The sequence below is a fragment of the Pyxidicoccus caerfyrddinensis genome (genome assembly GCF_010894405.1).
GTDB lineage: Bacteria > Myxococcota > Myxococcia > Myxococcales > Myxococcaceae > Myxococcus > Myxococcus caerfyrddinensis.
On sequence record NZ_JAAIYA010000039.1, the window covers coordinates 1 to 26,894 of the forward strand.

General features: G+C 67.7%; 22 protein-coding genes, 2 tRNA genes and 2 pseudogenes. 6 read left to right on the forward strand and 20 right to left on the reverse strand.

Going from position 1 to position 26,894, the window contains the following annotated elements; all coding sequences use genetic code 11:
- Positions 1-457 precede the first annotated feature (457 nt).
- The 5 genes and pseudogenes from G4D86_RS54085 to G4D86_RS48200 form a co-directional block, all read right to left on the reverse strand.
- A complete protein-coding gene (locus G4D86_RS54085; protein WP_275899240.1) occupies positions 458-703 on the reverse strand; it encodes a DUF2381 family protein in 246 nt (81 codons plus the stop codon).
- Positions 704-788: 85 nt separating this feature from the next.
- Positions 789-1,394 (reverse strand): annotated as a pseudogene (locus G4D86_RS54090) (DUF2381 family protein); the annotation flags it as partial.
- A 12-nt stretch (positions 1,395-1,406) separates the two neighbouring features.
- Positions 1,407-3,323 (reverse strand): serine/threonine protein kinase, encoded by a 1,917-nt coding sequence (locus tag G4D86_RS48190; protein WP_240360901.1) that lies wholly within the window; start codon positions 3,321-3,323, stop codon positions 1,407-1,409.
- A gap of 191 nt (positions 3,324-3,514) precedes the next feature.
- A complete protein-coding gene (locus G4D86_RS48195) occupies positions 3,515-4,765 on the reverse strand; it encodes an imm11 family protein (protein WP_205520388.1) in 1,251 nt (416 codons plus the stop codon).
- A gap of 15 nt (positions 4,766-4,780) precedes the next feature.
- Entirely contained in the window at positions 4,781-6,145 is a 1,365-nt protein-coding gene (locus G4D86_RS48200; RefSeq protein ID WP_240360902.1) for an AHH domain-containing protein, read from the reverse strand.
- A gap of 275 nt (positions 6,146-6,420) precedes the next feature.
- On the opposite strand from G4D86_RS48200, the gene G4D86_RS48205 reads away from it, so the two are divergent.
- On the forward strand, positions 6,421-7,398 hold the full coding sequence (locus G4D86_RS48205; RefSeq protein ID WP_164002310.1) for a DUF932 domain-containing protein: 978 nt from the start codon (positions 6,421-6,423) through the stop codon (positions 7,396-7,398).
- A 618-nt stretch (positions 7,399-8,016) separates the two neighbouring features.
- Here G4D86_RS48205 and G4D86_RS48210 read toward each other — a convergent pair.
- On the reverse strand, positions 8,017-8,709 hold the full coding sequence (locus tag G4D86_RS48210; protein ID WP_240360903.1) for a hypothetical protein: 693 nt from the start codon (positions 8,707-8,709) through the stop codon (positions 8,017-8,019).
- Between the two features lie 470 nt (positions 8,710-9,179).
- Here G4D86_RS48210 and G4D86_RS48215 point away from each other — a divergent pair, with 470 nt between their 5' ends.
- The 5 genes and pseudogenes from G4D86_RS48215 to G4D86_RS54445 all read left to right on the forward strand — a co-directional run.
- Positions 9,180-9,941, forward strand: a complete 762-nt coding sequence (locus tag G4D86_RS48215; RefSeq protein ID WP_164002311.1) for a hypothetical protein — start codon at positions 9,180-9,182, stop codon at positions 9,939-9,941.
- 149 nt (positions 9,942-10,090) lie between these two features.
- Complete coding sequence (locus G4D86_RS54440) at positions 10,091-10,354, forward strand: helix-turn-helix domain-containing protein (protein WP_164002312.1); 264 nt, start codon at positions 10,091-10,093, stop codon at positions 10,352-10,354.
- Entirely contained in the window at positions 10,354-12,702 is a 2,349-nt protein-coding gene (locus G4D86_RS48225; RefSeq protein ID WP_164002313.1) for a DNA primase family protein, read from the forward strand. The genes G4D86_RS54440 and G4D86_RS48225 overlap by 1 nt, the downstream gene beginning before the upstream one ends.
- A gap of 24 nt (positions 12,703-12,726) precedes the next feature.
- The gene (locus tag G4D86_RS48230) at positions 12,727-12,975 is read left to right on the forward strand and encodes a helix-turn-helix domain-containing protein (protein ID WP_164002314.1); all 249 of its coding nucleotides are present in this window, start codon (positions 12,727-12,729) and stop codon (positions 12,973-12,975) included.
- Between the two features lie 37 nt (positions 12,976-13,012).
- Positions 13,013-14,116, forward strand: a pseudogene (locus tag G4D86_RS54445) (tyrosine-type recombinase/integrase); the annotation flags it as partial.
- 199 nt (positions 14,117-14,315) lie between these two features.
- On the opposite strand, the gene G4D86_RS48245 reads toward G4D86_RS54445, so the two are convergent.
- The 14 genes from G4D86_RS48245 to G4D86_RS48310 all read right to left on the reverse strand — a co-directional run bounded on the left by G4D86_RS48245 (position 14,316) and on the right by G4D86_RS48310 (position 26,787).
- Positions 14,316-14,392 (reverse strand) — tRNA-Pro (locus G4D86_RS48245).
- Between the two features lie 93 nt (positions 14,393-14,485).
- Entirely contained in the window at positions 14,486-14,875 is a 390-nt protein-coding gene (locus tag G4D86_RS48250) for an integration host factor subunit alpha (protein ID WP_164002315.1), read from the reverse strand.
- A 93-nt stretch (positions 14,876-14,968) separates the two neighbouring features.
- On the reverse strand, positions 14,969-17,383 hold the full coding sequence (pheT, locus tag G4D86_RS48255) for a phenylalanine--tRNA ligase subunit beta (protein ID WP_164002316.1): 2,415 nt from the start codon (positions 17,381-17,383) through the stop codon (positions 14,969-14,971).
- A 67-nt stretch (positions 17,384-17,450) separates the two neighbouring features.
- Positions 17,451-18,500, reverse strand: coding sequence for a phenylalanine--tRNA ligase subunit alpha (gene pheS / locus G4D86_RS48260; protein WP_164002317.1), 1,050 nt, complete (start codon positions 18,498-18,500; stop codon positions 17,451-17,453).
- Between the two features lie 162 nt (positions 18,501-18,662).
- On the reverse strand, positions 18,663-19,010 hold the full coding sequence (gene rplT / locus G4D86_RS48265; protein WP_164002318.1) for a 50S ribosomal protein L20: 348 nt from the start codon (positions 19,008-19,010) through the stop codon (positions 18,663-18,665).
- A gap of 89 nt (positions 19,011-19,099) precedes the next feature.
- On the reverse strand, positions 19,100-19,306 hold the full coding sequence (rpmI, locus tag G4D86_RS48270) for a 50S ribosomal protein L35 (protein WP_164002319.1): 207 nt from the start codon (positions 19,304-19,306) through the stop codon (positions 19,100-19,102).
- A 167-nt stretch (positions 19,307-19,473) separates the two neighbouring features.
- Positions 19,474-21,402, reverse strand: coding sequence for a threonine--tRNA ligase (gene thrS, locus G4D86_RS48275; protein ID WP_164002320.1), 1,929 nt, complete (start codon positions 21,400-21,402; stop codon positions 19,474-19,476).
- A gap of 76 nt (positions 21,403-21,478) precedes the next feature.
- Positions 21,479-21,550 (reverse strand) — tRNA-Val (locus G4D86_RS48280).
- 68 nt (positions 21,551-21,618) lie between these two features.
- Positions 21,619-22,305, reverse strand: a complete 687-nt coding sequence (locus tag G4D86_RS48285) for a uracil-DNA glycosylase (RefSeq protein ID WP_164002321.1) — start codon at positions 22,303-22,305, stop codon at positions 21,619-21,621.
- 25 nt (positions 22,306-22,330) lie between these two features.
- Complete coding sequence (locus G4D86_RS48290) at positions 22,331-23,434, reverse strand: AI-2E family transporter (RefSeq protein ID WP_240360911.1); 1,104 nt, start codon at positions 23,432-23,434, stop codon at positions 22,331-22,333.
- 177 nt (positions 23,435-23,611) lie between these two features.
- A complete protein-coding gene (locus G4D86_RS48295; RefSeq protein WP_164002322.1) occupies positions 23,612-24,370 on the reverse strand; it encodes a FecR family protein in 759 nt (252 codons plus the stop codon).
- Positions 24,367-24,657 carry a PEGA domain-containing protein gene (locus G4D86_RS48300; protein WP_338050654.1) on the reverse strand — a complete coding sequence of 97 codons (291 nt, stop codon included), beginning with the start codon at positions 24,655-24,657 and terminating at the stop codon, positions 24,367-24,369. Before G4D86_RS48300 ends, G4D86_RS48295 begins: the two co-directional genes overlap by 4 nt.
- A gap of 68 nt (positions 24,658-24,725) precedes the next feature.
- Positions 24,726-25,949 carry a flagellar assembly protein T N-terminal domain-containing protein gene (locus G4D86_RS48305; protein ID WP_164002324.1) on the reverse strand — a complete coding sequence of 408 codons (1,224 nt, stop codon included), beginning with the start codon at positions 25,947-25,949 and terminating at the stop codon, positions 24,726-24,728.
- Positions 25,950-25,974: 25 nt separating this feature from the next.
- Positions 25,975-26,787, reverse strand: a complete 813-nt coding sequence (locus G4D86_RS48310) for an LPP20 family lipoprotein (protein ID WP_205520390.1) — start codon at positions 26,785-26,787, stop codon at positions 25,975-25,977.
- Positions 26,788-26,894 lie beyond the last annotated feature (107 nt).

The following is a 26,894-nucleotide window of genomic DNA, read 5'->3' on the forward strand; positions in this document are numbered from 1 at the left end:
CCGAAGGCTCGTTACCGAGGCACGCGCCGCAACCTCTTTGACCTCAGGCGACTCGCGGTCGTCCAAAACCTCGAGGTCGCCGCGCGCTACCAGCACGCGGCGTGACCTAACCTGTTCGGCGCTCTAGGGGATGAAGAGGACGTGAGGCTGGAACCCCGGAGTTCGCCCGGGCCATCGGCCACTCCCGGCACCAGGAAGCGCGCGGGCAGGACGGCCAAGCGCAAGCCCCAGGTGAAGCGAGCCGCGAGGAAGACGGCGGCTGGTGGAGCAGAGGAACCCCAGGCAAGAGACGAGGGCGGGTCGGCACCACCTGCCTCCACTGCTCCGTGACAACCATCACCTGTTGGATGGGCGGGAGCACCCACGAGGGTGTCATGCACCTGCAACGGTGCGGACGCCCGGAGGTCGTCAGACCTCTTTAGCTTTGAGCGCCTCGCCGGTGCACACCTGGGCCGCGTTACGGAAAGGAGATCCCGGACAGGCTGACGGTACGCCCCTTGTCCGCCTCCCACAGCTTGAGCGTGAAGGAGCCCTGGGCCTCCTCTCGCGTCGCTAGCGCCTCCACCACGATGTGTTGCTGCATCCTGTCCATTTCCTCGGAGCCGCGCTGCCACACCGGCAGGACATTCAGCTCCATGCCCGTCCTGTCCGTCAGCATTGCTCCCACCGCCGACCACGGCTGTGCGCCTTGCGGGTTCTCCATCACCAACTCCACCACCACCCGGCCGGCGGGCCCGGTAGCTGTGCACCTCCAGCGTCACGAGTGCATTGCCGGGGGACTTCGTGACGGACTCGGTGACCATCCGGGTTGATACCCCCATGTTGTCCATCTGCCCGGCGGCGATGAGTCCCGTGAGTCCCCCCGGTCCTCCACGCTCCGCGCGCTCCCGCTCCAGCTCTTCATGGCACCGCTGGGCCTCGGCCTTCGCCTCCGTCGCCTCCCGCTGGTAGGACGCGACGGTACGCGGGGCGCGGTACACCTCCAGCAGCCGCTCCGCACGAGCTGGATGCACTACGAGGGTGAAGGCCGCGCCCGCAGGGGCCGCCCCGTCCTTGAAGCGCACCATGAGTCGCAGGCGCTCTCCACTCTTCAGTGTGTCCGAGGGAAGGAGCCGAAGCGTGGCCTGGCCAACGTCCACGAGGACAAAGGCCTCCCGCTTCTCCAGCCCCACCGTGTCCTTGCCCTCCTTGTCCCGCAGCAGCTCCGCGTCAAAGGCCAGCGTGGTGGACACCCCGGGGCTGATGTGCACCTCGGGCTCGTTGCCGGTGGGCTCCGCCGGAAGCTCAAGCTGCCGTACGCCCGCATTCCATGGTGGGCCAGGCGCCTCTGCGCTGACCGTCGTTCCCATCAGCAGTGTGAGCACCACCAGCGCGGCGGAAGACGAAGCGGGCATGGGCCGTCACCCTCACTCGAAGTGGTCCACGGGGTTCGCATACCCGGTCGTCCAGATCCGGGCGGAGTCGGCGTCACTGCCGGGCTTGCGCTCCAGGCCGCGCTCCCTCCTGCTGCTGAGCAGCTCGATGCAGACCGGATAGGTGCGGCCCTGGTTCACCCGCAACCATGTGAAGCGGCCATACACGCGGTCGGCGAGGTGGAGCTTGCCGTAGAGCAGCCCCCCTCTCGGGAGCCCCTTCCAGTCTCCCCCCGTCCGCACGGTGGCGTTCCCCTCGTGCACGGTGATGACGTGGGGCTCGCCCTGAATGACATCGAAGACGAAGACTTGGGCGTCCCCCAGCTCAATGCCCAGTTCCTCCATCGCCTCCAAGGCACCCGGCGGGCATTCTTCCGGTGGCGGAGCAGGACGAACCTGGGGGCCGGAACAGGCGAGATTGAGACAGGCTCCCGCCACGCCCATGGCCTTCATCCCCACCTTCTTCAACGCGCTGGCAGACGGCTTCGACTCCTTCTTCACGGGTGCATCCTCGTTCGTCATCGCCGCGGGATGCGCGGCGGCCACAGCGGTTGCCTCCACCATGGGCGGAGCTGTGGCGGGGACAGCTTCCGGTAGGGCCTCCACGGGCGCTACTTCACGGAGGGGGGCGGGGAGCGTCACCACCTCGGAGAACGGAGCAGGCACCTTTTCATCAGAGACAGCCCCGCGCTCCAGCAGCCGCATCCCCCAGGCCACCAGGCCCACGCTCACCACGAGCAGCACGGCGACCACCAGCACTGGTGAGTACACCCGCCGATGCCGTGAAGGTACGCCCGCTGAAGGCCCCTGCATCACAGCACCTGGGTCCTGCCTGGCCGGGCGCCGGACGAAGGGTAATGACGGGGCGAGCACCAGCCTGGGCGCGGGTGGAGTCGCGGAGCACGTGGGCCATTCCGGCCTGCGGATGCGTCGCCGTGCGCCGTCGCCGGGCACAGGTTCGGCTCCCTCAACGTCCTCCCACTCGAAGAGGCTAGCCTCCCACGCCACGGACCGTCCGAAGCTCACCGCCGCCATGAGCGCCGCGTGCAGCTCGGCCCCGGTCTGGTAGCGCTCCAGTTGCTTCTTCGCCAAGAGCCGCATGATGACGTCGCTGAGCGCCCGAGGCGTGCGCCGGTTGAAGTCCGCTGGCGCAGGTGGCGTCTGGGCCTCGATGGCCAAGTACAGCATGTCGGGCGGCAGGTGCGGAGGGAACGGGTAGTGCCCGGTCACCGCCCGGTACAGGCTGACGCCCAGTGCGTACAGGTCATCGGTGGGTTGGTACTCGTACCGCGCTCCCGGCCGGCCGTGGTTCGCCCGGTGGAAGCGCACCGACTCGGGGCTGCGCAAGTGCAGCGTGCCCGGGGGCACCGTCTGCTCGGTAATGGTGACCGCCCCCACGTAGTGCCCGATGCCGAAGTCGATGAGCACCGGCTCGGCGTCCGACTCCCGGATGAGGATGTGCACGGGCTTGACGTCGCGGTGCCGTACCCCCGCCCCATGCAGCGCATGGAAGGCCAGGGCCACCTTGGCGGCGGCCTGCGCCAGCTTGCGGAAAGTCGGGTTCACCTCTTCGGCCCAGGTGTCCAGCGGTCGGCCGTCCACCCAATCCATGACGAAGTAGAGGTAGCCGGTCTGCGGGTGGGGCCACCTGCCGCAGCCGTGAAAGCGCACGACGTTGGGGTGCACCGCCTTCACCATCAACAGCGTGACTTCACGCTCGGCCCGTTCATCCCCGGGACGCAGCGCCAACTTCAGCGCGTAGAACTCCCCGGGCCGGGCCATGTCTTCCACGCGGTACACGGCCCCGAAGCCCCCCACGCCCAGCCGCTCCACCACGCGCCAGGTACCCACCTCCGTGCCGGGCCCCAGCGCCTCCGGGTACACCTGAAAGTTCTCCGCGTGCATGACCATGGCGGCAGCCCACCTCGGACCCAACCTAGCAGGTTCCTGGGGGCTGCTGGGAGGTTCGCTACCTGCCTGGTCAGGCTGTTGTTGCCTTCAGGTGGTGGCACGAGCCCTTACTTCCCGGAGCAACGCTCCATCGGCTCCAGCGTCTCCATGATGGCACCGGCCAGTTCCCTGCCCCTGGAGCTGGCCGGTGGTCACACCACGGCTTGGCGCCAGGCGCGCGACAGGTGCTCCTGACCTTCCTGGGAGAAGCGCCGCACCAGCTCGTCCCGACCGCGCTTCCCGTGCTCCAGCAGGTACGCCAGCTCCGCGGGCATCAGCACCGTGACGGTGACCAGCCGCACCTCTCCGGTCGGCATGGTGAAGCTCCTGGGAAGCGTGCTCGGCTCCATGCCCAGCAGCACCCCCACCCGGCCCTCCTTCGTCAGCAGCGGCTCGGGCATGCCCTGGCCAGCGACCTCCATGGAAAGGAAGCCCGCCTTCACCTTCTCGCGGACGCGCTCGTTGCCCGCGAGCTCGTTCCCCACCCGCTCCAGGAGCAGCAGGGGCCAGCTCTTCTCGACGTCACCGAGAGGCTCGTTCGTCTCCAGGGCCAGCTCCAGGCCGAAACCCACGGACGGCTCCACGTGGTCCACGAAGAAGTCTGACAGCCCATCCGTCACCAGCAGGGTCCGCCCCTCCGGGCGATGGATGACGCGCCAGACCTGGCGCCGGGCCGGCCAGCCACCACCGACGACGATGGGAATGATGGCCTCTTCGTCCAGCTTCCCCAGGGTGCGCCAGAATGCTTCGCGGGCCGCGTCGGTCTCATCCCGAAGCGCCAGGAGCCTCTGGTTCCGTTCGCGCTCCTCCGGACTGATGACGCTCGGGCCGGTGACCTCCTTGAAATGGCAGCCCGTGACGCCCGCGCGTTCCAGCGCCTCCTTGATGTCCTCGGACACGATGAGCGCGATGCTCCACCCCCAGGTGCGGAACACCTTGGCGTCACCCACCTTCTTCGGGTCGATGCGCATGCCGGACACCGCCCGGTACTTGCCGACCTTCTCCGGGCGCCCATCCTCCGGCTTCCAGTACCGCACTTCCGTTGAGGCGTTGTCGTCAATGCAACGAATGAGCCGAGTAGCAACGAGGATGAAGTACGGCTCGGACTGTCCGGCAACGTCGACTGGAAAGAGCTGCACGTCGTCGGGCGCCAGCTCCTCGAAGATGTGCGCCACCCCCTTGTGAACAATAGGGGTGACACCCACGCCCGCGAGGGAAAAATCAAGAGGACTCCCGGGATGGTCGATGGGGATCTTGAGTCGCGCTTCAACCTGGACAGGGCAGCCATCCGCGAACTGCCACGGGTCGTCCACCTCCTGCCCCTGTGAGTCCGTGGGGTCTCCCAGCAGCCAGCGCCCCTGGAGTTCCATGTCATCAGATAGGTCAAAGAATCGCTTCGCCATGAATCCCTCCTCACCTCACTCAGCTCGCGTCACCAGCTTGTTGAGCTCGGTGCCCGGCTTGGAGATCTGCACGGCCAAATCCCTCAGTTCTGCCGTCAGACTTTCACGACACTGCTGGATGCTCCTGCAGCGCCTCGTTGCGTCCTGCAGCCGGCGGAAGACCTCTTGATGGTATTCAACGGGGTGAGGCCCTTTGTGGCCCGGCACGCGGACCTTGTTGGCCGTGTCATCGAGTGACATGCCCGCCCGGTCGAAGAGCTTCTGGAACCTGGGTGACCAAGGGCCACCGCTGCTGGTGGAGTCCCACCACTTGTTCGTCGCGATGTGGTGCTCGTGGGCATCGGACGCCACCGGCTCGGACGCCACGGCTCTCGTGCCGCGCGCCGTCTCCGCGACAGCCTCCGGGTCCAGTCCAATGGTGATGACGCCTCCCGGTGCCACCGCCACCGAGGTGACCTGTCCCGCCGCCGCCAGCCGGAAGCCGCCCTGCCCCACCCCCACCAGCGAGGCCTGCGCGGAGCCGGGGAGCGTGGGGACCCTCGTCGCCAGCGTCTGCGCCGTGCTGCCCAGCGCCGCCATCGCGAGCATGATGAACGCTCGCGCCGCGTTCTGCCCCATCACCTTCCCGTACTTCTCTCCCGCGTCCTGTATCTCATCGAAGGTGGTCGCTACTTCCACCTCCTTCGCCAGCACCCTCCAGCCCTTCACCAGGCTCCACACCGTGTCCCAGCCCAGGTAGCCGATCAGCACCACTGTCAGGGTCGCGGCGATGCCCTTCGACAGTACCGGGTCGGGCACCAGCCACAAGCCGAAGTAGATGGCTCCCGTCGTGGCGAGCATCGTCACCATCGCCTCCTTGTCCGTCAGCTCGCCCAGGGCCTCGGCCGTTTCGTCCCAGACCGAATCCAGGGCCAGACGGAAGGCCAGGGTGCGCTTGCCCTCCTCGTCCAGGGTGACGTCCTCGTCCAGCAGTTGCAGGCAGTCCCGGGGCTGCTTCTGGCGCTGGCACCAGCGTCCGTAGGCGCTCGCCAGCTCCGTTTCCGCGTCCGGTTCCTCGGTCACGAGAAGCCGGCCCCGCTGCGGATCTTCGACGGAGACCAGTCCCAGGCGTCCACGCACAGGAGAGAAAGCGCGGGGCTGGCCCAGGTTGAACAGCCTCAACGCCGCTTCCCTTGGCCGAGAGGACAGAGGCGCGGTGCGCGCCAGCTTCTGGACCGCCTCCGCGAACTCGTCCTCGTCCAGTTCGACGGGCTCCGCGTCCGAGCGTGGCGTGTAGACGATGGGCCGACCCTCGCCCGTGTCCAGGCGCACCACCCGCGAGGTGGCACAACCCGTGGCCGTCAGGACCAGCAGCACCACCGCTCCCCAGCGCAACATCATGCTCGTCTCCGCGTCATCGCTCCCCATCTTGAGGGTCGAAGTCCATGGAGTTCCAGAGCAGATTGACTGTGCTCAGGAGCCTGAAGAAAAGGCGCGCCATGCTGCGGCATAAGCACCTGGCGGGAGACTTCCGCTGACGTCCAGCCCGTTGTGGGCCGGACGCCTTCCTCCAACCCCAACCCGCAACACGGCGTACCGCGAGTCACACGGGCCGCGGAGCACCCGCTCCACGTCCCTCATGCCCGAGGTGCGCCCTCACCACGAGGAGGAGCACCATGTCTCACGACATCCACCAGATGGCCTATGTCGGCGAGGAGCCCTGGCACGGTCTGGGCACGCAACTGCCCACCAGCAGCACCTACGAGGAGGTGGTCCAGGCGGCCGGCTTCTACACGGCCGTCGAGCGCCCCCTCTTCTCGCCGCCCATGGAGGAGCCCATCCCGGACCGCAAGGGCCTCTTCCGGGGGGACACGGGCGAATACCTGGCCACCGTCCACAAGGGCTACGAGGTGGTCCAGTTCGAGGAGGTGGCCCGCACGCTGGTGGAGGCAGCCGGTGGCGTGGGCGCCATCTTCCACACGGCGGGCACGCTGGGCCGCAACGGCGTGCGTGGCTGGCTGCTGGGAGAGCTGCCCGAACCGCTGCGCGTCCGGGGCGACAAGAGCCCCATCCGCCGCTACGTGCTGGGCTACACCGGCCACGACGGCACCACGGCGATTACCCTCAAGAACGTGGCCACCCGCGTGGTCTGCCAGAACACCATCGGCGTCGCCCTCAACGAGCAGGACGGGGCCGAGTGGCACATCCCGCACTTCGACAACGCGAAGCAGCGACTCGAGGAAGCCGGCCGGGCGTTCCGGGAGCTGATGGACAGCTACGCCCGCTTCGGAGACCTGGCCAACCGCTTGGCGGTGACGCCCTTCTCCGAGGAGCAGCTCCGCCACGTCCTGGACGCGGTGCTGCCCATGCCTGAGGACGAGGGCAACCACCCGCGCATCATCCACGCGCGGGAGAAGGTGGTGGAGCTGTACCACGCCGGCACCGGCATCGAGGGGGACATGCAGGGCTCCGCCTGGGCGGCCCTCCAGGCGGTGGCGGAGTACACGGACCACCACCGGCTCACGCGCGCCGTGCAGGGCAGGCGGGTGGACGCGATGCGGCTGGAGTCCATATGGATGGGCAAGGCCGCCAGCATGAAGCGGCAGGCCCTCACCGCCATCCTGAGCGAGTCCCAGTTCCGGCTCGTGGCGTAAGGCCCGAGGCGGAAAGCTGGAAGCAGAGGTGCCTCATGGACTGGCTCCGGAAGGCGCTGACCTCGCGCCTGGTCCGGGAAGTGGCCGCCGCCATCCTCACGGTGGTGTCCGACTTCCTGGGGCGGCGCAGGGATGCGCGGTGACATGGAAGGGTGGGGCTGTCCTTCAACGGCGGCCCCACCCTTCTTCTTACCGCTCAAGCACCGGGTGGGCCGAGTCCATACCCTAGTTGCAGGTGGAGGTGGACGACAGTCCCCCACGGGTGGCCGAAGTCCTTGGGCACCGTTCCCGGTCCGCCCCCAGAAGCTGAAGTGCTGGGGGCGCCCAGACCCCTCGTGCGCGAGGAAGCGAGAGGGCGAACACAGGGGGTGCGGTCATCAGGACCTGATGGGGGTAGGCGGCCAGCGCCATGTAGGCCCCAAAAATTTCTGAGCCCACCCCGTCCCCCGGGCGGCTCGAAGAAGGCGGGGGCCCTCCAGGTGGACCCGAGGTAAGGGAACCCCTGTCTCCCCATGGGCGGGGGCCTTCCTTGGATTCGATAGCCCTAGCGAAAGGCGAGGACCTCGAGAATGGCTGAGGAGGCCGTCGAAACGAACCCGAGCCGAGCCGTGGGCGAGGCTACTTCACCAGCCGGAGCTTCACGCGCAGTTCCTTGGCCTCGGCCTGGTGCTCGGGCCGAGCGGACGCCACCTGGGAGCGCATCTGCCCGAGCAGCTCGAGCTGGCGCTGCATGGAGTTTTCCAGCAGCCGGCGAGCCTTCTCCAACTTCCGCAGGTCCACGTCTTCCAACAACAGCACCTCGGCAGCCAGCCGTTCACGTAGCGGCCCGAGGCGGGCTTCTTCTTCGCCCAGCTTCATGGTCAGTGCACCCTTCACTACCCGGGCCATGTTGCCCAAGTCCTCGTAAATGGTCGGGGGGATGCGATCCTTCTCCTCACTCTCCTGAGCCAGCTTGAGCACAGCTGCAAGGGGCTCCACCACAGCCATTGGCAGGCCTGGCAGTTCGCGCAGCACATTCACGATCCGCTCCACTGCAGTGAGAAAGATGCTCGTCCTCTCTGCGTCCTTCGGCGGAGAAGGGATGGCCTCCACGGCTTCGACGAAGCCTGTCATCATCGCCAGCGCCGTGCGGGTGTTGTCGTAGCTCTTGAACTCGCCCGTCTTCTCGAGTTCCTCCTCCAACCTGGCGCGAAGGCGGTTGTTCTCCACCTTCGTCAGCCGCTCCAACTTCCAGCTCGCATCGCCAATCTGAGCGACGATCACAGCCTCGGGCGTTGAGGTAGGCACCAGTTCCGCGAAGTAGCTGTCCATGTGGTGCTCGTACTCGGCCACGTCCTCGCCAGGGAGCAGCAGGTGCGCGCTGTTGAACCCGAAACGCACTGCATTGACGGAGGAAGTGGCCTTTCCGGCTTGAGTGCGAGGCCCCCGGCTCTTGGCGCCGTTGAGAACTGAGGCAGCAGCTTGCAGGGCAGATCGAGTTGAAGCGTTCATTGCTGAATTGTCCGCCGGGAACGCTCTGCGTGGGAAGTAGAAGCCCCCTCCGCCACCTACGGGAAAGACGACGTTGCCCAGGCCCTCTTCCCTCCCCATCCAGTTCTGCACTCCTCCTCCCGCCGATCGTCTGGTAGGAGCCCGAGCATCCGTTTCTCTGAAGCTCCTGAAGCAGCCAGGGCATTTCCAAGAAACTCCCTCAGCCTCTCTCCGTGGGGACTTTGTGATGCCGGCCCCTCACTCCTTCAGTTCCTTCAGGGATGAAAGAGGTCGAAGAGGACGAGATTGCCATGGCCAGCAAGAAGAAGCTGAAGGACAGACCGCGTGCGGAGGAGCAGTACGCCAGCCCTGAGGCGGCCCGTGACGCACTCCTCATCGGACAGCCTGGGGCGCGGGAGCCCTGGACAGAAGATGATCTCGTAGCGCTGGAGTACGCAGCCAGAAAAGGAGCGGCCCTCGGAGAACAAGGGCGGGCGATGTCCGAATCCACGAAATGGATACAGCACGCCGCGGCCATCCTCGACAAGATCCAGCCGCCAGCGCTCACGAAGGCACGGGTGAGACCGCCTCCCGACTCGACTCCGCCCATCAATCTGGGCATTCCTCCTGCCCATACCCTTATCCCCTTCGCGCAGCCAGACCCTGATGGCATGCAGAAGAACGCAGAGAGAATCTACAGTTCCATTCAGCTCCCCAAAAAACTCCTCAAGAACATGTACGACACCGGGCTCGGCTCCGTGCTTGAGGACGTCACCAAGAACAAGGCGGAACCACCCGAGTTGCTGATGGCGCTGTACGTGCTCTGGTGTGCCTCGGATCGCAAGCTGCGCGATCCAAAAGGCTCCGACCTGTCGCTCCTTGCTGTCGTCGTCGAACTCGATTCTCCCATCAAAGCGCGCTCGACGACGGACACAGCGCGGCAGAGAGCAGACCGCTGGAGTCACTGGCTCGCCCAGGCAGCCAGCTATCCAGACAGCCGTGCGCGGCGGAAGATGTCCACCCCCTTACCGCCCCCCGCGGGGGGTTCCACGGCGCCGCAGAGCGACGGCTGAGCCTGCGGAAAAGAGCCGGACCAGCGGGCACGATTTTCCGCAGCGGAACGAAGAACCGCTGGGCTCGTGACGTTTTCGGGCGGCGCACTCACATCGGCTTCGTAGCTTCTTCATGTCCGCAGCAGGTGCTGCGGGATGGAGAGCAGCCGATGAACCCTCCTTTGAACACCGATCTCCTCCGTGTGGAGCTCGTGAAGCTCCACCTCACCCAACGAGCCCTGGCGGCCAAGATCGGGGTGAGTCCCACCACCCTATCGGGCTGGCTGCGTGGAGCGCACCGGCCACCGCCTGACCTCATCGTGAGAATCGAGCAGGTCCTTGGCCTGGCTGCAGGCGCCCTCCTGCCGGATGTCCAAGGACCAAGGGCCGACAGTTGTATGCCCGAGCAACGGCAGGGCCCGGAGGTTCGCTGATGACCAGCGCCTCCAATCTTCCGCTCCTTTCTGGCTCCCTCGTCGCCACGGCTTCGGTATACCCCCTGGGCACCGTCTCGATGGCGACTCTCGTCGTCCGAGGTGTCCAGTTCATCAGCGAGAAGGACAATCAGCCCAAGCCCTTCACCGGCCCCCTGCTGGAACTCGTCGGTCGCCAGCATGAGGTGCGCGAGAGCAAGCTCGGAATGCGCTGCTTCAGCCTGGTGGACTACAGGCCGGGAACCACGCGCAAGAACGAGAACATCGTCCAGGTCAACCTCATCGCCCTGGACTTCGATCACCTCAACGCAAGGCAGACCAGTGCGCTGCTCGAGGCCCTGGCCGGTCGAGCATATCTGCTCTACAGCTCGCACGGACACCTCGCGGAGGGCTACGACGACAACCGCTTCCGCGCCATTCTGGTACCTACGCGTCCGCTCCAGCCCAAGGAGTACCCTGTCGTCTGGCAGGAGTTGGTGCGTGACTTGGGGATTCCTGCGGATGAGGCCGCCAAGGATGTGGCCCGTATCTGGTTTTCGCCCTCGTGTCCTGCTGAGCGCAGGTCGTCCGCCATCTACTTCATCAGAGATGGCGCTCCAGTGGATGTCGATGCACTCCTCCACCGTGCATCAACCAGAACAAGTTCGCCGACACAGCCGTCGGCGCGGCAACCCACCTCTGTGAGCCACTGGCTCCTTCAGGTCCGGCTGCGCCGGCTAGAAAACCCCGAGCATCGCGCCCTCATGTCAAAGGTGCTCGAAGGCCGGTCCTTCGCCGTGGAGGGCTTCCGGGATGCCACTCTTCAGCAGGTGGTGTCCATCATCGCCTTCAGCGCTCCCGATGTGGACGAAGAGACCGTCCTGGACCTCCTACGCCCGTCCCTCGAAGAGATGCGCCGCACGCAGCCACACGGTGCCATGACGGAGGAGATGGTGCGGGAGAAGCTCAACCGGGCGATTGCCGACGCGCATGCGGCCGGTGCCCGCCCGTGCGAGGAGCAGCTCCGCGCTTCATGCCTCCCCACCGATCTGGGCAATGCTCGCCGCCTCGTCCAGATGCACGGGGAGGATCTGCGCTATGTCCGAGAGCTGGATGGCTGGCTCGTCTGGAGTGGCCAGCGGTGGATGCCAGACGAGCGCGGCGAACTGCAGCGACGCGCTCGAGCCGTGGTGGAGACCCTGATCGCTGATGCGGTGGCTCTCACCAAAATGGACGTGGACCGCGGCAAGAAACTCATGGCTCACGCCCTCAACTCTCAGAGTGACCGGGCTCTACGGGCCCTGGTGTCACTCGCTGCAGCCGAACCGGACGTACCGATGCACCCTGGGTGGCTCGACCGCGATCCGTATCTGCTCAACTGTCTGAACGGGACCCTCGATCTCCGCACTGGAGCGCTCCACCCACACGATCGCGATGAGCTACTCACCAAGGCTCTGTTCATCCCCTACTTCGCGGATGCCCCCTGCCCCACCTGGGATGCATTCCTCGCGGACATCTTCGAGGGAAGTGAGAGCCTCATCCGCTACGTCCAGCGTGCCATCGGCTACACACTGACGGGGCTCACCGTGGAGCAGGTGCTCTTCCTTCTCTATGGAGATGGCGCCAATGGAAAGAGCACCTTCCTCAACGTCCTGCGCTCGATGTTGGGCGACTACGCCATGGTGGCGCCCGCGAGCACCTTGATGGTGCGAGACGCGAAGAGCCCCACCAATGACATCGCCCGGCTACGCGGAGCCCGCTTCGTCATGGCCGTGGAGACAGACGGAGACAAACGGCTGGCCGAGGTCGTGGTGAAGTCGCTGACAGGAGGAGACGCAGTGGCCGTGCGCTACCTCTACAAGGAGCACTTCGAATTTGTCCCCAACTTCAAGATCTTCCTGGCGACCAACTACAAGCCCCGAATCCAGGGCAGCGACGAAGGCATCTGGCGGCGCGTCAAGCTCATCCCCTTCAACAAGCGCATCCCCGAAGAGCGGCGGGACAAGACGCTGGAAAATCGCCTGAGAGCGGAACTGCCCGGCATCCTGGCGTGGGCAGTGCGGGGATGTCTGCAGTGGCAACGAGAGGGGCTCGGGGAACCAACAGAAGTGCGTGAAGCAACCCTGGCGTATCGGGAGGAGATGGATCCGCTCGGTGGATTCCTCGTGCATTGCTGCGAGCGAGTCTCGAATGGACGAGTGGCTGTGCAAGCCGTCTACGAGCGATACCGGCAGTTCTGCCAAGCAGCCGGTGAGCCACCGCTCTCGATGAAAGCCTTCAACAACCACCTGCGCGAGAGGGGATTCAACGCCATCCGCGCTGGCGCCAACGGGAGCACGGTCTGGGTGGGCCTCGTGCTGAAGCCGTAGTTCCCCAAGAGGAAGGAGGATTCCATGAAGATTTCCGAGCAAGGGAAAGAAGAGGAACCCGTGACCGATGAAGGGATGTGGGACGTCGACGACGTGAAGCGCTTCTTCAAGGCCTCTCGCTCTTGGGTGTACTTGCAGGCGCAGACAGGCCGTCTCCCGTGCGTGAAGATCGGCGGACTGCTGCGCTTCGAGCCAGCAGCCATCCGGGCGTTCATCAAGGGCGAGGGCGCCAGCAACCGGAAGGTGGTGCCCTTCTCCTCCAGCAATAAGTAGCTGGACCTTACAGGTTGTACGTAAGAGAAACTACCCAATGGGCTCCATCTACAAGAAGAATGACAAGTGGTACGTCCGCTTCAAGGACGGCCACGGCCGGTGGCGAGACACCGCCACCCAGGCCACCACGAAGACCGAGGCGAGGTCCCTTCTGCACGACCTGGAGGTTCAGGCCGACCGTCAGCGGCGCGGCCTGGAGCCCCTGCCCGAGCACCGGAAGCACGCCACCTTTGGGGAGGCCCTGGACGCGTGGAAGACCGAGGTGGGCAGTCGGCTCCGCTCCACCACCATCATCGGCTTCGGCGAGAAGCACCTGCGCGATGAGCTGGGGCCGCTGCCTCTCAAGGACGTCACGCCTTCGCGTCTGGAGGTGCTGCTCAACGCGAAGACTGGGGAGCTGTCTCCCGAGTCCCTCAACCACCTGCGCGCCCTCCTCCACCGCATCTTCGAGCTGGCGCTCCGGCGCGGCCTCTTCACCGGCCTCAATCCCGCCAAGGCCGTCCCGCGCTTCAAGAAGCCGAAGAAGCTGCCGCGGTACCTCAAGGCCGAGGAGGTCCCGCTGATGCTCGCGGCCCTGGAGCGGCGCTGGCGCCCGCTGTTCGCCACGGCGGTCTATACCGGGATGCGCAAGGGCGAGCTACTCGCGCTCCGCAAGTCGGACGTGGACCTCATGGCGGGCACCGTCGTGGTGGCCCGGTCGCACGCGAGCGACACGACGAAGGGCGGCCACGCGGACCTGCTTCCCGTCGCCGAGGGACTGGTGCCCTTCCTGCGCGAGGCCCTGGCCACCTCCCCCTCGGAGTTGCTGTTCCCCGCCGAGGACGGCTCACAGCGTCCCGCGGACACCGCGCTACACAAGGTGCTGCGCCGGGCCCTGGGGCGCGCAGGGCTGGTGGAGGGCTACAACCACGTCTGCCGGCGCAAGGGCTGCGGCTACGCGGTGAAGAAGAGTCACGCCGTGCCTGAGCCCTGCCCTCGTTGCGGCATGAAGCTCTGGCCCCGGGCGCTCCCTCGCCCGCTGCGCTTCCACGACCTGCGGCACACGACCGCCACCCTGCTGCTCAAGGCGGGCGTCCCGCTGGCCACCGTGCAGCGCATCCTGCGCCACTCGGACCCGGCCATCACCTCGGAGATCTACGGCCACCTCGACGTGGAGGACATGCGCAAGGGGCTCAACCTGCTCGCATTCGGGCTCGCGGTTCCGGGCCCCACGGAGGCCCTGCTTGCTGCTGGCGCCGAGCCCACTCCGATTGCTGCTAGTTTGCTGCTGGAGTCCGGGAGCCCAAAAGGTGAAGGCCCTGGAGGCTCACGGGAAACCCGCGAATCTCCAGGGCCTTCGATGGTCGGGGCGACAGGATTTGAACCTGCGACCACTTGCACCCCAAGCAAGTGCGCTACCAGGCTGCGCTACGCCCCGGCACTGCTGCTGCTACCGCCGTGAAACGGTGCGCCCTTATGCCCCCGCTCGACGCTCAGGTCAAGCAAGAGCAGCAGGCCACCGTGGGAAAACTCACCCTTCCGCGTCCTCCATTCCCTCCTCGTCGAAGTCCTCGCCCCGGGCCTCCGCCGCGTCCGCCGCCGCCTCTTCGCGCGCGTCGATTTCGGCGTGGTTCTCCGGCACCGCCTCGCCGTTGAGGGCGCTCTTCAGCACCTGGCTCGGTCGGAAGGTCAGCACCCGGCGCGCCGAGATCTCGATCTCCTTGCCGGTCTGCGGGTTCCGCCCCACGCGCGCCTTCTTCTGACGCACCTGGAAGTTGCCGAACCCGGAGATCTTGATCTTGTCCCCGCGCTCCAGCGTCTCCTTCAGGGTGTCGAACACGAGCTCCACGATCTCGGCCGACTCCTTCTTCGAGAAGCCGACCTTCTCGTAGACGCCCTCGATGATGTCCGCCTTCGTCATGCGATTCCTCGGGATGCCCTCGGTGCGATGAACGCGCAGGCACTGTTGCAGCCTTGCCGGAGACGTGTCAACCCTCTGACTTCACTCAGGAATTCAGGCTCGCAGCGCGGCACCCAGCCGCTGCTTCACCTGCTCGACGATGCGCTGGTGCGCCTCGCTGACCTCCACGTCGGTCAGCGTCCTCTCGGCCGAGCGGTAGCGCAGCGCGTACGCCAGGTTCTTCTGCCCCTCGGGGATGGGCTTGCCCGTGTACACGTCGAACACCTGCGCCTCCTCGACGAGCGGCCTGCCCACATCCAGGATGACCCGGCGCACCTCGTCGTTCGCCAGCTCCACCGGCACCACCACCGCCAAATCGCGCAGCACCGCCGGGAAGCGCGGCAGCGGCTGGTACGCCGGCACCAGCTTCGCGGCCGCGTACAGCGGCTCCGTGTCCAGTTCGAAGGCGAACACGCCCTCCGGCAGTCCCAGCGCCTTCACCACGCGCGGGTGTAGCTCACCAATGTGGCCCAGCACCGTGCCGTCCGCCGTCTTCACCTGCGCGCTGGCACGCGGGTGGTACGCCGGGTGCTCGGCGGGCGAGAAGGTGACGCCCTCCACTCGCAGCGCTCCCAGCACTCCCTCCACGGCGCCCTTCGCGTCGTAGAAGTCCGCCCGCGCGTCCTTCTGCGTCCAGCTCCGGCCTCCGCCCCGTAGGCCCCACACGAGGCCGCCCACGCGGTGCACCTCGCGCGTCGCCGGACGCTGGCCCTGTCCACCCTGCGGGTCCCGGAAGTACGCCCGGCCCGTCTCGTAGATGGTCACCGACTCCACCTGGTGCCGCACGCTGCGCGACAGGTTCTCCAGCAGGCCCGGCAACAGGCTGGTGCGCATCACCGACTGCTCCGCGCTCAGCGGGTTGAGCAGCGCCACCGGCTGCTCCTTCACGCCCAGCACCTCCAGGCTCTTCGGCGCGACGAACGAGTAGTTCACCACCTCGTCCAGCCCCGCCCCCGCCAGCGCGTGGCGCATGCGCCGCTCGGCTTCCGCGTGCGCGGGCTCCGGCGCCAGCTCCGCCAGGCCGCGCGGCAGCTTCGCCGGGATGTTGTCGTAGCCGAAGACGCGGGCGACCTCCTCCAGCAGGTCCTCCTCACGCTCCACGTCCACGCGCGCCCGGGGCACCTCGTACGTCACCTGCCCCGTCCCCTCTTCCACCGCCTTGAAGCCCAGCGCCGCGAGGATGCGCCGCACCTCCGGCTCCGCCACCGCCACGCCCAGCACCTTCTCCACTCGCGCGAAGCGCAGCGTCACCCGCCGCGGCGGCTTCGGCGCCGGGTACACGTCCACGCGCCCCGGGGCCACCGTGCCGCCGGACAGCTCGGCAATCAGCTGCGCCGCGCGGTCAATCGCCGGCACCACCGCGTCCAGGTCCGCGCCGCGCTCGAAGCGGTGCGACGCTTCCGTGTGCAGCACGTGCCGCTTCGCCGTCCGCCGCACGCCCGAGCCCTGGAAGTTCGCCGACTCCAGCACCAGGCGCTTCGTCCCCGGCGTCACCTCGCTGTCCCCGCCGCCCATGACGCCCGCGAGCGCCTGCGCCTGCTTCCCGTCCGCGATGACCAGGTCATCCACGTCCAGCGTGCGCTCCTTGCCGTCCAGCGTGGTGAGCTTCTCGCCCTTCGCCGCCGTGCGGACGACGATTTCCTGCCCACCGAGCTTGTCCAGGTCGAACGCGTGCAGCGGCTGCCCGTACTCCAGGTTCACGTAGTTGGTGACGTCCACCACGTTGTTGATGGCGCGCACGCCGCACGCCTTCAGCCGGTCCTGCATCCACTGCGGCGACGGCTTGATGGTGACGTTGTCCACCACGCGCGCCACGTACCGCGGGCAGCGCTCCGGCGCGTCCACGCGCACCTTCACCCGCTCGGACGCAGGCGTCCCTGACTCCGCCGGCTTCGGCTGGGGCGCCTTCATCGCGGCGCCCGTCACCACGCCCACCTCGCGCGCCACGCCCAGGTGGCTGAGCGCGTCCGGCCGGTTCGGCGTGACGTTGACCTCCAGCACCACGTCATCCAGCCCCAGCGCCTCGGCGATGGGGGCACCGGGCTTCGCGTCCGGCGACAGGATGAGCAGCCCGCTGGACTCCTCGCTCAGCCCCAGCTCCTTCGAGGAGCAGAGCATGCCGAAGCTGTCCACGCCGCGCAGCGCCGCCTGCTTGATGTCCGTGCCGTTGGGCAGCTTCGTGCCCACCGTGGCCAGCGGCACCTTGTCGCCGACCTTGTAGTTCTTCGCGCCGCACACCACCTGCAAGAGCGCCGTCCCGCCGATGTCCACCTGCGTGACGGACAGCTTGTCCGCGTTGGGGTGCTGCACGGACTCCTTGATCTGCGCCACCACCACGCCGCGCAGGCCCTCACCCGGACGCTCCAGCCCTTCAATCTCCAGGCCCGCGGCGGTCAGCTTGCGCGCCAGCTCGTCCACCGACGGCGGCAGCGCCACGTAATCGCCCAGCCACTTCACCGAAATCTTCACAGGTCCACCCTCTTGCCCAACGGCCGGAACACGGGGGCGCGCGGCACCGCCTGCGCCCCCACGGGACTCAGAACTGCTCGAGGAAGCGCGCGTCGTTCTCGAACATCATCCGCAGGTCGTCGATGCGGTAGCGCAGCATGGCGATGCGCTCCACGCCCATGCCGAACGCGTAGCCCGTCACCTCGCCCGGGTCATACCCGGCCGACGTGAAGACGTTGGGGTGCACCATGCCGCTGCCCAGCACCTCCAGCCACCCCGTCTGCTTGCACACCCGACACCCCTTGCCGCCGCACGAGGTGCAGGAGATGTCCACCTCCGCCGACGGCTCGGTGAAGGGGAAGAAGGACGGGCGGAAGCGCGTGCGCGTGTCCGAGCCGAAGAACGCCTTCACGAACGCGTCCAGCGAGCCCTTCAGCTCGGCGAACGTCACGTCCTTGTCCACCAGCAGGCCCTCCACCTGGTGGAACATGGGCGTGTGGGTGATGTCCGAGTCGCGGCGGTACACCCGCCCCGGCATCACCGCGCGGATGGGCGGCTTGCGGTTGAGCATGTACCGCACCTGCACCGGCGACGTGTGCGTGCGCAGCAGCACCGGGCTGTCCGCCTTCTTCGCGTGGCCCAGCGAGGACTCCTCCACGTAGAAGGTGTCCTGCATGTCCCGCGCGGGGTGGTCCTTCGGCAGGTTCAGCGCCTCGAAGTTGAAGTAGTCGAGCTCGATTTCCGGGCCGCTCGCCACGTCGAAGCCGAGCCGCGAGAAGGTGCGGACGATTTCCTCCATCGTCCGGGACACCGGGTGCCGGCTGCCCGGCGCCACCGTCCGCCCCGGCAGCGACACGTCCAGCCCGGGGCCCTTGAGCTGCGACGCCAGCTCCGCCTCTTCCACCCGCTGTACGGCCTCTGCGAGCAGCGTCTCCAGCTCCGCCTTGACGGTGTTGGCCACCTCGCCCAGCGCCCGCCGCTCCTCCGGGGGCAGCTTGCCCATGCCGCCCAGGACTCCGGACAGCTCGCCCTTCTTGCCCAGGTAGCGGACCCGAAGCGCCTCCACCGCGGACTTCTCGGACGCGACGCCGATTTCCCGCCGCGCGGACTCCGCCAGCGCCAGCAACCGATCCCGCATGGACTTCCGCCTCCATTCCACGCCCCGTGCGCTCTCACGCACGAGGCAAAAAAAAGGGCCGCCCCGAAGAGGCAGCCCGTTCACTCACCCGGAAGGGGCGGCCCTGGCTTCAAGCCGCCACCCCATCCGTTTTATTGCCGACCCTCACGGGCCTGGCGTGTCTCAGGCCGCCTTCGCGCTGTTGGCGACGGCCGCAAAGCCCGCGGGGTCCGCGATGGCCATGTCGGACAGCACCTTGCGGTTGAGGCCGATGTTCGCCTTCGTCAGGCCGGCGATCAGCTTCGAGTAGGACAGGCCCACCGTGCGAGCCGCCGCGTTGATGCGGACGATCCACAGGCGACGGAAGTCCCGCTTGCGCTGCATGCGGTCGCGGCTGGCGTAGTCCAGCGCCCGCTCAACCGCCTGGTTGGCGCGCTTGTAGCAGTTCTTCCGACGGCCGCGGAAACCCTTGGCCAGCTTCAAAATCCTATTGCGACGGCGACGAGCCTTGACACCCTTTTTGACGCGCATGATTCACTCACTCTCGACTGCGTAGTTTGAAGCCCCCCGGTTCAGGCGTACCGCCGCTCCGACGAGGCCACGCGAACTGCCACTCTCACTCAGGCCCCGTAGGGGAACATCTCCTTGATGACCTTCTTCGCGTCCATGTCGCGGAGATGGCCAGTGCCACGGTTGCCGCGCTTCTGCTTCGGCGTCTTGGCGTGCGTGAAGAGGTGCTTGCCGTAGGCCTTGCCATGCTTGACCTTGCCGCTCTTCTTCACCTGGAAGCGCTTCTTCGCGCTGCTGCGGGTCTTCAACTTCGGCATCGTCCTGATCCTTCCTTGCACAGCACCGACGACTCCGCGGCTCGGTGCGGAAACGCTCGAAATACGGGGAACTTGAGCCTGCTCCCCTCGAAAGTGCGCCAAGATACTTGGGTGCGACCCGGAGTCAAGGCCCGTCAGCAAGCAGCCCGCCAGCCGTGCCCTTCCGCTTACGGAAGGGCCGCTTCCTTCGCCAGGAGGGCCTCGAAGTCCTCCAACTTCATGGACTTGAGGTCCTCGCCGCCGTACCGGCGCGGCGCCACCCCTCCCGCCTCCACCTCGGCGTCGCCCACCACCAGGGTGAAGGGAATCTTCTGGAGCTGCGCCTCGCGAATCTTCGCGTTGAGCGTCATGCCGCGCTCGTCGAACTCGACCCGGTAGCCCTTCGCCCGGAGGGTGTCGCGCACCTTGCGGGCGTAGTCGTTCTGCCGGTCCGCCACGGTGACGAGCATCGCCTGCACCGGGGCCAGCCACGCCGGGAAGGCGCCGGCGTAGTGCTCGATGAGGATGGCGGTGAAGCGCTCGAAGGAGCCGAAGATGGCGCGGTGGAGCACCACGGGGCGGTGCGCCGCGTTGTCCTCGCCCACGTACGTCAGGTCGAAGCGCTCCGGAGCCAGGTAGTCCAGCTGCATGGTGCCCAGCTGCCACCGGCGGCCGATGCTGTCCGACACCGCGAAGTCGATCTTCGGGCCATAAAAGGCGCCGTCGCCCGGGGCCAGCTCGTACTCCAGGCCCAGCGACACCAGCGCCGCCTTGAGGCCCTCCTCGGCGCGGTCCCAGAGGGAGTCATCCCCCAGCCGCTGCTCGGGGCGCGTGGACAGCTTCACCGCGTAGGTGAGACCCACCGCCTTGTAGACGCGGTCCAACAGCTTCACGAAGCGCCGCACCTCGTCGGTGATCTGGCTCTCCGTGCAGTAGATGTGCGCGTCGTCCTGGGCGAACTGGCGCACGCGGGTGAGGCCGCCGAGCGCGCCCGCCGCCTCGTTGCGGTGCAGCACGTCCTGCGTATGGAAGCGCAGGGGCAGGTCGCGGTAGCTGTGCTTCTTGAAGCCGTAGAACAGGTGGTGCGACGGGCAGTTCATCGGCTTGAGGGAGAAGTCGTGCTCGCCGGACTCGCTGTCGAGCACCAGGAACATGTTCTCCTTGTACTTGCCCCAGTGGCCGCTGGTCTCCCAGAGCCCCTTGTTGAACATCAGGGGCGTCTTGATCTCCACGTAGCCATCCTCGGCCGTGAGGTTGCGCATCCAGGTGGAGAGCGTCTGGTAGAGCGCGGTGCCCTTGGGCGTCCAGAAGGCCGAGCCCGGCGCGTACGGGTGGAAGTGGAAGAGGTCCAGCTCCTTGCCCAGCTTGCGGTGGTCGCGCTTCTTCGACTCCTCGATGCGCGTCAGGTACTCCGTCAGCGCCTTCTTGTCGAAGAAGGCCGTGCCGTAGACGCGCTGGAGCATCGGGTTGCGGTGGTCGCCGCGCCAGTAGGCGCCGCTGGACGAGAGGATCTTGATGACGCCGATCTTCCCGGTGCTCGGGGCGTGGGGCCCCAGGCAGAAGTCCACCCAGTCGCCATGCGTGTAGAGGGTGAGCGTCTTGGCGCCCTTGGCGGCGATGTCCTTGACGATCTCCACCTTGAACTTCTCGCCCTTCTCCTCGAAGAGGCGCACCGCCTCGTCCATGGAGATTTCGGTGCGGACGAAGGGCATGTCCTGCTTGAGCTCGGCGTTGGCCGCGGCTTCAATCTTCTCCAGCTCCTCCGGCGTGAAGGGCTTCTCGCGGAAGAAGTCGTAGTAGAAGCCCTCCTCCGTCGCGGGACCGATGGTCACCTGCGTGCCGGGGAAGAGGTGCTGCACGGCGCTGGCCACCACGTGGGCGGCGTCGTGGCGGATGAGCTCCAGGGACTCGGGGCTCTTGGGCGTGAAGATCTGGAGCTTCGCGTCCTCTTCCAGCTTCCGGGCCAGGTCCATGTCCTGGCCGTTGACGCGGGCGAACAGGGCGGCCTTCGCCAGGCCCGCCCCGATGCTCTCACGCACGAAGTCCGCGATGGAGGTACCCCGGGCGGTCTGCTTCTGGCTGCCGTCGGGGAGCGTCACCGTGATCATTTCGGACATGCAGACCTCAGGAAAAACCGCGGGCGGCAGGCTCTTGAGAAGCCGTGCCGCCCGCTGGATGAAACCTCTACTGTGTTGGGTCGTAGTGGGATCGAACCACTGACCCCTACCGTGTCAAGGTAGTGCTCTACCGCTGAGCTAACGACCCGTCGTTTTGAAGCGCGGGCGGGAATAGCAGCGGGCTCCCGCGGCTGTCAAGGAAACACAGCGGGCATGTCACCTCTTCCCGTCCAGCAGCACCCGGACGCGATTCATCACCGCGTCGAACATGGCCGGCGTCAGCCGCCCCGTCTGGGTGTTCTGCTGGCTGACGTGGTAGCAGCCCATGAGCGTCCGCCCGTCCGGCAGCAGCACCTCCGCCCCATGGCCGAAGGCGGGCCGGGGCGAGCCCACTGGGACGCCGGTGCGGTCCAGCGAGGCGAGCGCGGCGTTCCACCCGATGGCCCCCAGCGCGAGCAGCACCCGAGCGGGCAGCAGGGCCATCTCGCGGTCCAGGAATGGGGCGCACCGGGCCAGCTCCTCGGGCAGGGGCTTGTTGTCCGGCGGGGCACAGCGGGCCGCCGCGACGATGAAGGCGTCCTTCAGCGCGAGCCCGTCGTCCCGGTGCTCGCTCGTGGGCTGGTTGGCGAAGCCCGCGCGGTGCAAGCCGGCGAAGAGGAAGTCCCCCGAACGGTCTCCGGTGAACATCCTCCCCGTCCGGTTGGCCCCGTGCGCCGCCGGCGCCAGACCCACGATGACCAGCCGCGCCCCGGGGTCTCCAAAGCCCGGCACGGGCCGGCCCCAGTAGTTCCAGTCACGGTAGGCCCGGCGCTTCACCCGGGCCACCTCCTCGCGCCACTCCACCAGCCGGGGGCAGGCCGTGCACGCGACGATTTCCTTGTGCAGCTTCTCGAGCTTCGTCACCCGGGACTCCCGCTGCCCCCACCTGTCACCGCGAGGAGGCCTCGCCCGTATATAGCGACGTGCGCCGGTAGCGCTGCACCACCACGCGCAGCACCACCTTGAGGATGGCCGACACCGGCACCGCCAGGAGGATGCCCACGAAGCCGAACAGCTCGCCGAAGGCGAGGATGGCGATGATGACCGCCACCGGCGCCAGGCCCACCTTCTCCCCCACGATGCGCGGGGTGATGACCAGGCCCTCCAGCAGTTGCCCGACGACGAAGGTACCCGCCACCGCCGCGAGCTGCCACGGCCCCTGCCACGACAGGGCCAGTCCCACCAGCGACAGCAGGATGCCCACGCCCGTGCCCAGGTACGGCACCATGTTGCCAAACCCGGCAATCACCCCGATGACGATGGCCATGTCGATGCCCGCCAGCGACAGCCCCACCGCGTAGATGGCCGACAGCACCGCCCCCACCGTGAGCTGCCCGCGCACGAAGGCAGAGAGCACCTCGTCCACCTCCGCGAACCGGCGGACCACCAGGGCCACCGTGCGCCGGGGCAGCAAATCCCTCACCATCCCCATCAGCCGCGGGTAGTCCTGGAGGAAGAAGAAGGCCAGCACCGGTACCACCGACAGGCCTAGCAACGTGGCCACGAAGCGCGCCGTGTTGCCCGCGAAGCTCGCGAGGATTCGCGCCGCCACGGGGCCCGCGCTCTGCGCCAGGTCCGACGCCTGCGCGCCCAGCTCCGCGGTGCGCTGCCGCACCAGGTCCGGCAGCGAGCGGCCCAGCAGCGCCTCCACGCGCGGCACCACCTGTGTGCTCCCCCTCCTGAAGAAGTCCGGCAACTTCGCCGCCTCGTCGCTGAACACCGGCACCAGGTACAGCACTGCCCCCGCCAGCAGCAGCGTGCCGCCCGCGAAGACGAGCGTCGTCCCCCACGTCCGGTCCAGTCCCCGCTTCTCCAGGAGGGACACCATCGGGTTGAAGATGTAGGCCCCCGACAGCGCCAGCAGCACCGGCACCGCCACCCCGCCGAACACGGAGAGCAGCGCGAACACCAGCCCCAGGGAGCCCACCATCACCGCGGACCACCACAGGTCGATGCGCCGCGCCTCCACCTCGGAGAGCCCCACTTCGGGCACGGGCGCCGTGACGCCTCCCGCCGGGGGAGCGCTCGGCTGCCCGGCCTCTCGCGAGGCGACGGTCACCGCGTGCAACACGGGAGCGGGTGGAACGGCGGGCCCGGCGACAGGTTTCACGGCGGCGGGGGCACCAGGTTTCCTGCGGCGTCCGATGGCGAGCTCCTCTTCTGGTCCGGGCTACGGCTTCTTCAAGCTGCGATTGCGCTTCACGAAAGTGGCGAACGCATCATTGACCTTCTTCGGGTCGAATTTCGTCACGGGCCCCACCTTCTCGCCCACTTCAATCTGCCGGTTCTTCTGCAGCTGGCGGACGACCTCTTCCCACTCCTCCAGGGTGACTTCCTGGGGACCGGGGACCTCCACGCGCTCGCCGGGCTTCGTCCCCGCGTCCGCGGAGTCCTTCGGCTTCGGCACGCGGGCCACCACCTGCACCAGCCCCGTGTACACCTGCACCACCGTGCTCGGTGACAGCGCGCCGACGATGACCGGCGACGCCACATCCACGCGCAGCACGGTGCCGCGCACGCCCGCCACCGCCCGGTCCGTCTTCACCTCGAACTTCGCCTCCGAGCCGGACAGCGCCTTCTTCACCTCGGCCCACACCTTGCCCAGCTTGAGGTAGCCCGAGAAGCTCTTGCGCTCCTGGCCGGAGAACTCCGCCTCGGTGATGACCAGCTGGCTGCCGGCGCTCAGCATCAACACGCTGCCGTCGTTGAGCTCCAGCTTCACGCCCGACTTCGGCTCCACCTCCAGCATGTCCTTCTGCTCGACTTCCGCACCCGTCTCGAGCGGCTTGCGCTCCGCACCCTCCGGCGTGCGCCACGCCGTGCCCTCCACCGTCACCACGCGGCCCACTGCCGCCGTGGCGAGCCCCGGCATGAGCATCAGCACCGCCGTCACCAGCGTCTTCGGAAACCACCTGTCCCGTCGCGTCACGGAGCACCTCCGCCAGGGGCCACCGCGGTGCGGAGCTGGATGGTCAGCCTCGCCCGGGCCCCGCTGGGCTCGTAGTACGTCGTGTACGGCCAGAAGCCCTGTTTCTTCACCTCGATATGGTGCAGCCCCGCGCCCACCCGGAGCGACCTCGGAGACCCCGTGAAGTCGCTGCACATTCCCTGGAGGACGCCGTCCAGGTACACCTCCGCGTCCACCGGCTCGCAGCGCAGCGCCAGGTTGCCGCTCGGCGTCTCCGCGCGCGCCATCAGCTCGCGCGCCCTCGCCATGGACTCCGGCTCCTTGGGCCCCGCACACCCGCACGCCACCACCGCCGCTGCCAGCCAGGCACCCCGCATCAACGCGCCAGCGTCAGCTCGACGGTGTTGCTCGTCACACCCGTCACGCTGGCCTTCGTCGCGGGCTTGCCGCCAAGCGCCGTCGTGAGCTTCTGCTGGAAGGCCGTCTCGCCGAGCGCGTCGGCCAGCGCCTCCGTGGTGCCCAGATAGCGCAGGTCGAATTGGATCTGCCCCTTCTCGAAGTTGCCCTGCTTCACGTCGCTGATGCCATTGACGGTCCGGGTCAGCACGTCCTTGAAGGTCTTCACCGCCTTGAAGTCCGCCAGGCCCTGCACCTTCATCACCACCGTGGCGCCGTTCTGCTCCGCCTGCGAGAGGTAGTCGACCACCGCCTTGCGGACATCCGCGACGATGGTCTTCCCGCGGCGCTGGGCAATCTGGAACGACGTGCGCTCATACGAGATGAGCGGGCTCCCCGAGCCGAGGCTGTCGGGGCCGCTGTCGAACTTGTCGGCCAGCCGGGCGATCTGCGTGCCGGAGTCCGTCGCGAACACCGAGAGCTCCCACTCGCCGGAGACCAGGTAGACGTCCTTGAGCTGCCCCTGGAGCGTGCCCGCATTCCCGCTCGACTTCTCGTGGCGGAACGTGACGGTGCCGGTGATGACGTAGTCGGCGACCTTCAGCTCCTGGATGACCTTCTTGTCCGGCGTGGTGAGCGACACCCCCGAGGACAGCTCCAGCTTCCCCGCCGCGAAGGACGGGTCGATCATCCGCCAGCCATCCTTGCTGAACGAATCCGTGAGCACCTGCGTCAGCACCGCGCTGCTGGTGATGACCTTGTCCGGGGTGACTGCCTGCTCCTGCAGGACGATGAGCATCCGGCTGTTGCCCATGCGGCGGATCAGCGCCTGCACCGCCTGCAAATCCTTGTCGAGCTGGGCCGTCGCCACCTCCGCGCGGACCTTCACCTTCGCCACCCCACCCTCCTCCTTGCGCTCCAGCACCTCGTGCGTGCGCACGTAGCCGGCGCTCCGGGTGAAGATGCGGTCGCTCACGAGCTGGCTGTTGGCGGTGAGCGTGTCCGAGGACACCAGCACCCCGGCCACCTGCTCCACCGCCTCGCGCAGGGCGGCGCTCTTCGCCTCGGCGAAGGCCTTGTCCTTGTTGCCGTCGACGATGGCCGCCTCGCCCGTCACCTCCTTCGTGACGGTGGCGGGCGAAGGCGCCGCGGCGAACGCCACCGAGGCCAGCAGCAGGGACAGCGCGGTCAGCTTCAGGGACATGGCCGGCCTCTCGGGGGTGGGTGCGCTACTGGGTGACGATGACGACCCGGCCCTCGGCCAGGAAGCGCGTGTTGACCTCGGCCAGCGCCTTCGCGTCGTCCGAGGCGAGCACCAGGTCCGAGCCCTTCAGCCCCGTGGCCTTCACCACCAGCGGCTTCTCGCCCACGAGCGTGGCCTTCTTCGCCGCCTCGAGGCTGTCGAACCAGGCCGCCACGCCCGAGGTGGCGCGGCTCTCGTCGGAGAGCGCCGCCGCTCCGTAGAGCGCCTTGCCGGAGCCATCCAGCAGCCGGGGCGCCAGCATGGGCTTCATGCCCAGGCCTCGCGCATCCACCACCAGCCCCGTGTACTTCTTCGCACCCTCGGCGTTCAGCGCGATGGCCGTGTCCGGCGCGGCCGTCATCAGCGACGCGGTGATGGCCGCGAGCGGCACCTCCACGTCCACTTCCACGCCGCTGTCCGAGAAGTACCGCTTGGCCACGACCTTGTAGCCGCGGATGGCGCCCTCCACGCGGCCTCGCACCTCTTCGCGGGACATCTCGTCCCCGACGGTGCGGACGGCGCTGAGCTGGATGCCACGCGCCTGCTCGAGAAGGTTGCGGAACGCGTCCATCTTCGCGGCCCGCTCCGCGCCCAGCCGCGCCTGCGCCGGGTTGGCCGCCTTCAGGTCCGGTGCTCCGGCTCCGGTGGCCCGCAGGACCTGCCCCTCCCAGTTGACGCCGGGACTCGTGGGCCGTGCGACTTCAGCCGCGGCGGCCGGTGACGGGGCCTTCGCTTCCTTGCCCTGGCCCAGTGCCGTCAGCGGCACGGCCAGCAACATCCCCCACAGCGAACGCCTCACGGGAAATCCTCCAGTCCTCACCCGACTTCTCGGGTAGACACAGGACAGAATGATCCGCCATTGAAAGGGCCCGCTTCCAACGAAGTCAAGGCACGCCTCCGGGCGCA

What these genes read in the sequence shown, in the direction of transcription:
- G4D86_RS48300 (WP_338050654.1), bottom strand. Translation starts at nt 24,657, where the DNA reads ATGGCGAGGGCGCGCGAGCTGATGGCGCGCGCGGAGACGCCGAGCGGC.
- rpmI (WP_164002319.1), bottom strand. Translation starts at nt 19,306, where the DNA reads ATGCCGAAGTTGAAGACCCGCAGCAGCGCGAAGAAGCGCTTCCAGGTG.
- G4D86_RS48210 (WP_240360903.1), bottom strand. Translation starts at nt 8,709, where the DNA reads ATGGACAGCTACTTCGCGGAACTGGTGCCTACCTCAACGCCCGAGGCT.
- G4D86_RS54440 (WP_164002312.1), top strand. Translation starts at nt 10,091, where the DNA reads ATGAACCCTCCTTTGAACACCGATCTCCTCCGTGTGGAGCTCGTGAAG.
- rplT (WP_164002318.1), bottom strand. Translation starts at nt 19,010, where the DNA reads ATGCGCGTCAAAAAGGGTGTCAAGGCTCGTCGCCGTCGCAATAGGATT.
- G4D86_RS48190 (WP_240360901.1), bottom strand. Translation starts at nt 3,323, where the DNA reads ATGGTCATGCACGCGGAGAACTTTCAGGTGTACCCGGAGGCGCTGGGG.
- G4D86_RS48195 (WP_205520388.1), bottom strand. Translation starts at nt 4,765, where the DNA reads ATGGCGAAGCGATTCTTTGACCTATCTGATGACATGGAACTCCAGGGG.
- G4D86_RS54085 (WP_275899240.1), bottom strand. Translation starts at nt 703, where the DNA reads ATGGAGAACCCGCAAGGCGCACAGCCGTGGTCGGCGGTGGGAGCAATG.
- pheS (WP_164002317.1), bottom strand. Translation starts at nt 18,500, where the DNA reads ATGCGGGATCGGTTGCTGGCGCTGGCGGAGTCCGCGCGGCGGGAAATC.
- thrS (WP_164002320.1), bottom strand. Translation starts at nt 21,402, where the DNA reads ATGTCCGAAATGATCACGGTGACGCTCCCCGACGGCAGCCAGAAGCAG.
- G4D86_RS48250 (WP_164002315.1), bottom strand. Translation starts at nt 14,875, where the DNA reads ATGACGAAGGCGGACATCATCGAGGGCGTCTACGAGAAGGTCGGCTTC.
- G4D86_RS48215 (WP_164002311.1), top strand. Translation starts at nt 9,180, where the DNA reads ATGGCCAGCAAGAAGAAGCTGAAGGACAGACCGCGTGCGGAGGAGCAG.
- G4D86_RS48200 (WP_240360902.1), bottom strand. Translation starts at nt 6,145, where the DNA reads ATGATGTTGCGCTGGGGAGCGGTGGTGCTGCTGGTCCTGACGGCCACG.
- G4D86_RS48225 (WP_164002313.1), top strand. Translation starts at nt 10,354, where the DNA reads ATGACCAGCGCCTCCAATCTTCCGCTCCTTTCTGGCTCCCTCGTCGCC.
- G4D86_RS48205 (WP_164002310.1), top strand. Translation starts at nt 6,421, where the DNA reads ATGTCTCACGACATCCACCAGATGGCCTATGTCGGCGAGGAGCCCTGG.
- G4D86_RS48230 (WP_164002314.1), top strand. Translation starts at nt 12,727, where the DNA reads ATGAAGATTTCCGAGCAAGGGAAAGAAGAGGAACCCGTGACCGATGAA.
- G4D86_RS48305 (WP_164002324.1), bottom strand. Translation starts at nt 25,949, where the DNA reads ATGTCCCTGAAGCTGACCGCGCTGTCCCTGCTGCTGGCCTCGGTGGCG.